This is a genomic window from Photorhabdus sp. RM323S (genome assembly GCF_042879375.1).
GTDB classification, from domain to species: domain Bacteria; phylum Pseudomonadota; class Gammaproteobacteria; order Enterobacterales; family Enterobacteriaceae; genus Photorhabdus; species Photorhabdus tasmaniensis.
In genome coordinates this window covers 1-825 of sequence record NZ_JBHFKZ010000173.1, presented here as the reverse complement: position 1 = coordinate 825, position 825 = coordinate 1, and the positions used below count along the sequence as shown (strand labels likewise).

The following is an 825-nucleotide window of genomic DNA, read 5'->3' as shown; positions in this document are numbered from 1 at the left end:
GTGCATGGTTTAGCCCCGTTACATCTTCCGCGCAGGCCGACTCGACCAGTGAGCTATTACGCTTTCTTTAAATGATGGCTGCTTCTAAGCCAACATCCTGGCTGTCTGAGCCTTCCCACCTCGTTTCCCACTTAACCATGACTTTGGGACCTTAGCTGGCGGTCTGGGTTGTTTCCCTCTTCACGACGGACGTTAGCACCCGCCGTGTGTCTCCCGTGATACCATTCTTCGGTATTCGCAGTTTGCATCGGGTTGGTAAGCCGGGATGGCCCCCTAGCCGAAACAGTGCTCTACCCCCGAAGATGAATGCACGAGGCGCTACCTAAATAGCTTTCGGGGAGAACCAGCTATCTCCCGGTTTGATTGGCCTTTCACCCCCAGCCACAAGTCATCCGCTAATTTTTCAACATTAGTCGGTTCGGTCCTCCAGTTAGTGTTACCCAACCTTCAACCTGCCCATGGCTAGATCACCGGGTTTCGGGTCTATACCCTGCAACTCATGCGCCCAGTTAAGACTCGGTTTCCCTGCGGCTCCCCTAAACGGTTAACCTTGCTACAGAATATAAGTCGCTGACCCATTATACAAAAGGTACGCAGTCACCCCTGTTTGCACAGAAGCTCCCACTGCTTGTACGTACACGGTTTCAGGTTCTTTTTCACTCCCCTCGCCGGGGTTCTTTTCGCCTTTCCCTCACGGTACTGGTTCACTATCGGTCAGTCAGGAGTATTTAGCCTTGGAGGATGGTCCCCCCATGTTCAGACAGGATACCACGTGTCCCGCCCTACTCGTTGAGTTCACACTTTGTGCATTTTGGTGTACGGGAC

Annotated in this window: 1 rRNA gene; it reads right to left on the bottom strand. The window is 53.0% G+C overall.

Features of this window, described 5'->3' with window-relative positions:
* Positions 1–825, bottom strand: a 23S ribosomal RNA gene (locus tag ACGF7G_RS22520); the annotation flags it as partial.